The sequence below is a fragment of the Vagococcus luciliae genome, from assembly GCF_024637875.1.
Classification (GTDB): Bacteria; Bacillota; Bacilli; order Lactobacillales; family Vagococcaceae; genus Vagococcus; species Vagococcus luciliae.
Genome location: NZ_CP102451.1, coordinates 364,500 through 372,500, shown reverse-complemented (window position 1 = coordinate 372,500; position 8,001 = coordinate 364,500). Strand labels below are relative to the sequence as shown.

Below are 8,001 nucleotides of genomic sequence, written 5' to 3'. Positions count from 1 at the left end.
GATAGAGCTTTCCCTTCGGGGACAAAGTGACAGGTGGTGCATGGTTGTCGTCAGCTCGTGTCGTGAGATGTTGGGTTAAGTCCCGCAACGAGCGCAACCCTTATTGTTAGTTGCCATCATTTAGTTGGGCACTCTAGCGAGACTGCCGGTGACAAACCGGAGGAAGGTGGGGATGACGTCAAATCATCATGCCCCTTATGACCTGGGCTACACACGTGCTACAATGGACAGTACAATGAGTTGCGAGACCGCGAGGTTTAGCTAATCTCTTAAAGCTGTTCTCAGTTCGGATTGTAGGCTGCAACTCGCCTACATGAAGCCGGAATCGCTAGTAATCGTGGATCAGCATGCCACGGTGAATACGTTCCCGGGCCTTGTACACACCGCCCGTCACACCACGAGAGTTTGTAACACCCAAAGTCGGTGAGGTAACCTTTTGGAGCCAGCCGCCTAAGGTGGGATAGATGATTGGGGTGAAGTCGTAACAAGGTAGCCGTATCGGAAGGTGCGGCTGGATCACCTCCTTTCTAAGGATAATTACGGAAAACACATTACGTTTTTACTTTGTTCAGTTTTGAGAGGTCTACTCTCAAATAGATTGTTCATTGAAAACTGGATAGTTGAAGTTAGACATCAACATAAACCGAGAACACCGCGTTGAACAGTTTCTTTTAAAGAACTGTGAAATGTATTAACTATTATCTATCGCTAGTTAATAGTTAATGAAAAAACAAGCTAACCGTAAGGTTAGAAAAGGTTAAGTGAATAAGGGCGCACGGTGGATGCCTTGGCACTAGAAGCCGATGAAGGACGGGACTAACACCGATATGCTTCGGGGAGCTGTAAGTAAGCTATGATCCGGAGATTTCCGAATGGGGGAACCCAGTATCTTTTATAGGATATTATCTAGTAGTGAATACATAGCTATTAGAAGGTAGACGCAGAGAACTGAAACATCTAAGTACCTGCAGGAAGAGAAAGAAAAATCGATTTCCTTAGTAGCGGCGAGCGAAACGGAAACAGCCCAAACCAATAAGCTTGCTTATTGGGGTTGTAGGACTCAGCTGTGGTAGCTGTTGTGGATAGTCGAATCGACCTGGAAAGGTCAGCCGTAGCGGGTAAAAGCCCCGTAGATGAAATTGACAACACACCTATGAGTATCCTGAGTACGGCGGAACACGAGAAATTCCGTCGGAATCCGGGAGGACCATCTCCCAAGGCTAAATACTCTCTAGTGACCGATAGTGAACCAGTACCGTGAGGGAAAGGTGAAAAGCACCCCGGAAGGGGAGTGAAATAGAACCTGAAACCGTGTGCCTACAAGAAGTTAGAGCCCGTTAATGGGTGATAGCGTGCCTTTTGCAGAATGAACCGGCGAGTTACGATAGCATGCGAGGTTAAGCTGAAGAAGCGGAGCCGTAGCGAAAGCGAGTCTGAATAGGGCGAATGAGTATGTTGTCGTAGACCCGAAACCATGTGACCTACCCATGTCCAGGTTGAAGGTGTGGTAAAACGCACTGGAGGACCGAACCCACGTACGTTGAAAAGTGCGGGGATGAGGTGTGGGTAGCGGAGAAATTCCAAACGAACTTGGAGATAGCTGGTTCTCTCCGAAATAGCTTTAGGGCTAGCCTCGGATTTGAGAATGATGGAGGTAGAGCACTGTTTGGACTAGGGGCCCGTCTTGGGTTACCGAATTCAGATAAACTCCGAATGCCATTCATTTATATCCGGGAGTCAGACAGTGAGTGATAAGATCCATTGTCGAAAGGGAAACAGCCCAGACCACCAGCTAAGGTCCCAAAATACATGTTAAGTGGAAAAGGATGTGAGGGTGCACAAACAACTAGGATGTTGGCTCAGAAGCAGCCACCATTTAAAGAGTGCGTAATAGCTCACTAGTCGAGTGCCCTTGCGCCGAAAATGTACCGGGGCTAAACATGTTACCGAAGCTGTGGATAGAACCTTTGGTTCTATGGTAGGAGAGCGTTCTAAGGGCGTTGAAGCTGGATCGTAAGGACTGGTGGAGCGCTTAGAAGTGAGAATGCCGGTATGAGTAGCGAAAGACAGGTGAGAATCCTGTCCACCGAATGACTAAGGTTTCCTGGGGAAGGCTCGTCCTCCCAGGGTTAGTCGGGACCTAAGCTGAGGCCGATAGGCGTAGGCGATGGACAACAGGTTGAGATTCCTGTACTCGTTTGTTTTGTTTGAACAATGGAGGGACACAGGAGGCTATGAGATCGTGCGACTGGAAGTGCACGTTCAAGCAACGAGTTTTGATAAGAGTCAAATGCTTTTATCTTTAAGAACAAGTTGTGATGAGTAGGGAAATAAAGTACCGAAGTCTCAATGTCACACTGTCAAGAAAAGCTTCTAGTTAGAAACAAATGACCCGTACCGCAAACCGACACAGGTAGTCGAGGAGAGAATCCTAAGGTGAGCGAGAGAACTCTCGTTAAGGAACTCGGCAAAATGACCCCGTAACTTCGGGAGAAGGGGTGCTGAACGCAAGTTCAGCCGCAGTGAATAGGCCCAAGCGACTGTTTATCAAAAACACAGGTCTCTGCAAAATCGAAAGATGACGTATAGGGGCTGACGCCTGCCCGGTGCTGGAAGGTTAAGAGGATGGGTTAGCAATAGCGAAGCTCAAAATTGAAGCCCCAGTAAACGGCGGCCGTAACTATAACGGTCCTAAGGTAGCGAAATTCCTTGTCGGGTAAGTTCCGACCCGCACGAAAGGCGTAACGATTTGGGCACTGTCTCAACGAGAGACTCGGTGAAATTTTAGTACCTGTGAAGATGCAGGTTACCCGCGACAGGACGGAAAGACCCCATGGAGCTTTACTGTAGTTTGATATTGAATGTTTGTGACACATGTACAGGATAGGTAGGAGCCGTAGAAATCGGAACGCTAGTTTCGATGGAGGCGCTGGTGGGATACTACCCTTGTGTTATGACCATTCTAACCCGCACCACTTATCGTGGTGGGAGACAGTGTCAGATGGACAGTTTGACTGGGGCGGTCGCCTCCCAAAAGGTAACGGAGGCGCCCAAAGGTTCCCTCAGAATGGTTGGAAATCATTCGTAGAGTGCAAAGGCAGAAGGGAGCTTGACTGCGAGAGTTACAACTCGAGCAGGGACGAAAGTCGGGCTTAGTGATCCGGTGGTTCCGCATGGAAGGGCCATCGCTCAACGGATAAAAGCTACCCTGGGGATAACAGGCTTATCTCCCCCAAGAGTTCACATCGACGGGGAGGTTTGGCACCTCGATGTCGGCTCGTCGCATCCTGGGGCTGTAGTCGGTCCCAAGGGTTGGGCTGTTCGCCCATTAAAGCGGCACGCGAGCTGGGTTCAGAACGTCGTGAGACAGTTCGGTCCCTATCCGTCGCGGGCGTTGGAAATTTGAGAGGAGCTGTCCTTAGTACGAGAGGACCGGGATGGACATACCTCTGGTGTACCAGTTGTTCTGCCAAGGGCATTGCTGGGTAGCTATGTATGGACGGGATAAACGCTGAAAGCATCTAAGCGTGAAGCCCCCCTCAAGATGAGATTTCCCATTCCTTTAAGGAAGTAAGACCCCTGAAAGATGATCAGGTAGATAGGCTAGAAGTGGAAGTACAGTGATGTATGGAGCGGACTAGTACTAATCGGTCGAGGACTTAACCAAGATAGCGGTGGACAATTATATTGATACTAACTTAACATCCAGTTTTGAGTGAATCATCACTCAATAAAAAACAGATAAGTGCGGTGACGATGGCAAGAAGGATACACCTGTAACCATGCCGAACACAGAAGTTAAGCTTCTTAGCGCCGAGGGTAGTGAAGGGTTTCCCTTTGTGAGAGTAGGACGTTGCCGTGCTTATATCATTATCCGGCATAGCTCAGTTGGTAGTAGCGCATGACTGTTAATCATGATGTCGTAGGTTCGAGTCCTACTGCCGGAGTTCTTTTAATTAAGGTAAAACTCTGGAGAGTTGTCCGAGTTGGCCGAAGGAGCATGATTGGAAATCATGTAGGCGGTAATAACTGTCTCAAGGGTTCGAATCCCTTACTCTCCGTATACTAAAAGAAATTATTATACTGGCCCGTTGGTCAAGCGGTTAAGACACCGCCCTTTCACGGCGGTAACACGGGTTCGATTCCCGTACGGGTCATAAAATATAATACAAACCATAATCAGGTTCCGTGGTGTAGGGGTTAACATGCCTGCCTGTCACGCAGGAGATCGCGGGTTCGATTCCCGTCGGAACCGTTATTGGCGCAGTAGCTCAGTTGGTAGAGCAACGGATTGAAGCTCCGTGTGTCGGCAGTTCGATTCTGTCTTGCGCCATTTGGAGGGGTAGCGAAGTGGCTAAACGCGGCGGACTGTAAATCCGCTCCTTCGGGTTCGGCAGTTCGAATCTGCCCCCCTCCATATTTAAAGGGGTATAGTTTAGCGGTAGAACTACGGTCTCCAAAACCGTCAGCGTGGGTTCGATTCCTACTACCCCTGTTAATAATATGGCGACTGTGGCGAAGTGGTTAACGCACCGGATTGTGGCTCCGGCATTCGTGGGTTCGATTCCCATCAGTCGCCTTTTTATTATTGGGCTATAGCCAAGCGGTAAGGCAACGGACTTTGACTCCGTCATTCGTTGGTTCGAATCCAGCTAGCCCAGTTTATTAAAGGCGGTATAGCCAAGTGGTAAGGCAGAGGTCTGCAAAACCTTTATCATCGGTTCAAATCCGGTTACCGCCTCTTGTTTTGCCGGCGTGGCGGAATTGGCAGACGCGCTGGACTCAAAATCCAGTGCCCATTGAGGGCGTGCCGGTTCGACCCCGGCCGCCGGTATAATCTAGTAAAAAGAGCTTTGAATGATTTCATTCAAAGCTCTTTTAGTATATTCAAATCAAATTAGTATAACTATTGAATTATATTATGTATAATGTAGGTCAATATAAGTCAATAGTTTTACGTTATTTTTGAAGGGTGAGATTTTTATGGAAAATAAAAATATGTCTGATATTATTGAAGACTATCTAAAAGAACTACTACAAAATGAAGATATTATTGAAATAAAACGCGCTGAAATTGCCAATCAATTTAATTGTGTCCCATCACAAATTAATTATGTTATTAACACAAGGTTTACTGTTCCAAAAGGTTATCGGGTAGAAAGTAAGCGTGGTGGTGGTGGGTATATTCGTATTGTAAAAGTTAAATTGATAAAATATAAAACCAGAATATGTGAAGAAATCCCAGATATGATAAGTAATGGTTTGACAGATAGTGATGCATTTGCTATTTTAAATGAATTGCAAGATAATGATATAATAACTGTACGTGAAAAGTATTTACTTAATTCAGCATTTAAATTAACAGGTATTAGCCGCTCGGAAGAAGAAAAATTATTGAGGGCGAACATGATGATTGATGTATTAGAACGACTAACTTATGAAGAACAGGAGTGATAGATATGGGTGAATTATTTACTAAAAGGGCTAATGAAGTTCTGAATCTTGCACAAGAAAGTGCTAAATATTTTAGACATGATGCAGTTGGAACAGAGGATTTATTACTTGCTTTAGCGAAGGAACCAAGAGGTATTGGTGGAAAAGCAATGAGATATTTTGATATTGATGATACTTATCTGTTTGATGAAGTTGAACAGATTGTCCAATATGGACGTTATAAATCTAAAGAAAACGAATTACTTCCTTATTCTCCGCGAGCTAAGGATGTATTAGCTTTCGCAGGTGAAGAGGCTAAACGGCTAGGTGCGCCAAGTATTGGAACAGAACACATCTTACTTGCTTTGGTCAGAGAAGATACATTATTATCTGCTAGGATTTTAAAAAACTTAGGAGTGGAACTTCCCAGGTTACGTAAAGATATAATGAGAAGAATTGGTATTACAGAAAATAATAAAAATGGTAAAAATAGAAAAGCGACTAAGAATTCGGTGGGTGAAGGAACTCCTACACTAGATTCTTTGGCACGAGATTTGACACAGAGTGCTAGAGAAAAACGATTAGATCCTTTAGTTGGTCGCGAGACAGAAGTTGAACGATTGATACAAATTTTAAGTCGTCGGACTAAAAATAATCCGGTACTTGTTGGAGAACCTGGTGTTGGAAAAACAGCTATTGCCGAAGGTTTAGCGCAACGGATTATCGAAGCTAATGTACCCAAAGATATGCGAAATAAACGTGTGATGATGCTTGATATGGGAGCAGTAGTTGCTGGGACTAAGTATCGTGGTGAATTTGAAGATCGAATGAAGAAGTTAGTTGATGAAATTTATCATGATGGACAGGTTATATTATTTATTGACGAGTTGCATACTCTGATTGGTGCTGGTGGTGCTGAAGGTGCTATAGATGCATCTAATATACTAAAACCAGCATTAGCTCGTGGAGAATTGCAAACAATAGGGGCAACAACGTTAGATGAATATCAAAAATATATTGAGAAAGATTCTGCGTTAGAACGTCGATTTGCTAAAATTATGGTTGATGAACCTACTGAAGAAGAAACGATTAATATTTTGACAGGATTAAAATCTCAATATGAAGAACATCATCAAGTGGCAATTACTCAAGAAGCTGTTGATGCAGCTGTGAAATTGTCTATTCGCTATATTAATGATAGACAATTGCCAGATAAAGCTATTGATTTGATAGATGAAGCTGCAGCAAAAGTACGATTAAATCAAGCTGAAAAACCATCACCTATTGTAAAACAACAAAAGGTATTAGCTAATATTTACCAAGAAAAAGAAGAAGCTATTATTAAGCAACATTTTTCTGAAGTAGTAGAGATTAGAGAAAAAGAAAAGAAAGCTTTAAAAAAATTAGCTAAACTTGTTGAACAACAAGAAAAAGTAGAAAATGGCTATACACAAAAAGTGACGGAGTATGATATTGAATCAATTATTTCACAATGGACGGGCATTCCATTGACTCAACTGGAGAAAAAAGAGAGTGAACGATTACTTGATTTGGAAAAAGTACTGCATAAACGTGTTGTTGGTCAAGAAGAAGCAGTTGATTCCGTATCCCGTGCGATTAGACGTGCAAGAAGTGGATTAAAGAGTCCAAATCGTCCAATAGGATCATTCATGTTTTTAGGACCAACCGGTGTTGGAAAAACAGAATTAGCCAAAACGATTGCAGAAGTGATGTTTGGTTCTGAAGAAGCCTTGATTCGAGTTGATATGTCTGAATTTATGGAAAAACATAGTACGAGTCGTTTAGTTGGATCACCTCCTGGATATGTTGGATATGATGAAGGAGGGCAATTGACTGAACGGATTCGTCAAAAACCTTATTCTGTGGTGTTACTTGATGAAGTGGAAAAAGCTCATCCAGATGTATTTAATGTTTTATTACAAGTGTTGGATGATGGGCATTTGACAGACGCTAAAGGTCGTAAAGTCGATTTTAAAAACACGATTATTATCATGACATCCAATATTGGAGCAACAGCTTTACGAGATGAAAAAACAGTCGGATTTAGTGTGGTAGATGAGACAAAAGATTATAAAGCGATGAAATCTCGTATCTTAGAAGAATTGAAAAAATCATTTAGACCTGAGTTCTTAAATCGTGTAGATGAGGTGGTTGTGTTCCATTCACTAAATAAAGAACAACTACATGATATCGTGAAGATCATGTCTAAAGATGTTGTTGAGAGATTAAAAGAACAAGATATTATATTAAAACTCACTCCTGCTGCAATTGATGTTATTAGCAGTGAAGGATTTGATCCGGAATATGGTGCTCGTCCAATTCGTCGTGCTTTGCAAAAAGAAGTCGAAGATAGACTGAGTGAGTTGCTCTTGTCTGGTGAACTTCAAACAGGTGATACAATTACTTTAGGAGCATCTAAGGGTAAAATTAATACACGAATTAAACAAGTGCAACAAGTGTAGTTAAAAGCGTTAGTTATTTACATAACTAGCGCTTTTAACTTGTGAAAGAATTGCGATAAGTTTAGTCTATATGGTAGGATAAGAG

General features: G+C 43.3%; 2 protein-coding genes, 11 tRNA genes and 3 rRNA genes (1 of these 16 cut by a window edge). All 16 read left to right on the top strand.

From position 1 onward, the window contains the following. A 16S ribosomal RNA gene (locus tag G314FT_RS01965) occupies positions 1–527 on the top strand (it extends 1,031 nt beyond the left edge of the window). Between the two features lie 228 nt (positions 528–755). Further along, positions 756–3,667: ribosomal RNA gene (locus tag G314FT_RS01960) — 23S ribosomal RNA — on the top strand. Positions 3,668–3,746: 79 nt separating this feature from the next. Beyond that, positions 3,747–3,862 (top strand): 5S ribosomal RNA (gene rrf, locus G314FT_RS01955). The 16S, 23S and 5S rRNA genes sit together here with 11 tRNA genes alongside, the layout of an rRNA operon. Positions 3,863–3,873: 11 nt before the next feature. After that, positions 3,874–3,947, top strand: a tRNA-Asn gene (locus G314FT_RS01950). 24 nt (positions 3,948–3,971) lie between these two features. Continuing rightward, positions 3,972–4,061: transfer RNA gene (locus G314FT_RS01945), tRNA-Ser, on the top strand. Between the two features lie 24 nt (positions 4,062–4,085). After that, positions 4,086–4,157, top strand: a tRNA-Glu gene (locus G314FT_RS01940). A gap of 25 nt (positions 4,158–4,182) precedes the next feature. Further along, positions 4,183–4,255, top strand: a tRNA-Asp gene (locus tag G314FT_RS01935). A 5-nt stretch (positions 4,256–4,260) separates the two neighbouring features. Next, positions 4,261–4,333, top strand: a tRNA-Phe gene (locus tag G314FT_RS01930). Between the two features lie 3 nt (positions 4,334–4,336). After that, positions 4,337–4,417: transfer RNA gene (locus tag G314FT_RS01925), tRNA-Tyr, on the top strand. A 7-nt stretch (positions 4,418–4,424) separates the two neighbouring features. Beyond that, positions 4,425–4,495: transfer RNA gene (locus G314FT_RS01920), tRNA-Trp, on the top strand. An 11-nt stretch (positions 4,496–4,506) separates the two neighbouring features. Continuing rightward, positions 4,507–4,579 (top strand) — tRNA-His (locus G314FT_RS01915). 10 nt (positions 4,580–4,589) lie between these two features. Next, positions 4,590–4,661 (top strand) — tRNA-Gln (locus tag G314FT_RS01910). 9 nt (positions 4,662–4,670) lie between these two features. Then, positions 4,671–4,741: transfer RNA gene (locus tag G314FT_RS01905), tRNA-Cys, on the top strand. Positions 4,742–4,749: 8 nt separating this feature from the next. Continuing rightward, positions 4,750–4,834: transfer RNA gene (locus G314FT_RS01900), tRNA-Leu, on the top strand. A 149-nt stretch (positions 4,835–4,983) separates the two neighbouring features. Further along, positions 4,984–5,454, top strand: coding sequence for a CtsR family transcriptional regulator (locus G314FT_RS01895; protein WP_257701859.1), 471 nt, complete (start codon positions 4,984–4,986; stop codon positions 5,452–5,454). A 5-nt stretch (positions 5,455–5,459) separates the two neighbouring features. After that, positions 5,460–7,916, top strand: coding sequence for an ATP-dependent Clp protease ATP-binding subunit (locus G314FT_RS01890; RefSeq protein ID WP_257701858.1), 2,457 nt, complete (start codon positions 5,460–5,462; stop codon positions 7,914–7,916). Positions 7,917–8,001 lie beyond the last annotated feature (85 nt).

Excerpts from the sequence above, each read along its gene's own strand:
- G314FT_RS01890 (WP_257701858.1), top strand. The coding sequence starts at position 5,460 with ATGGGTGAATTATTTACTAAAAGGGCTAATGAAGTTCTGAATCTTGCA.
- G314FT_RS01895 (WP_257701859.1), top strand. The coding sequence starts at position 4,984 with ATGGAAAATAAAAATATGTCTGATATTATTGAAGACTATCTAAAAGAA.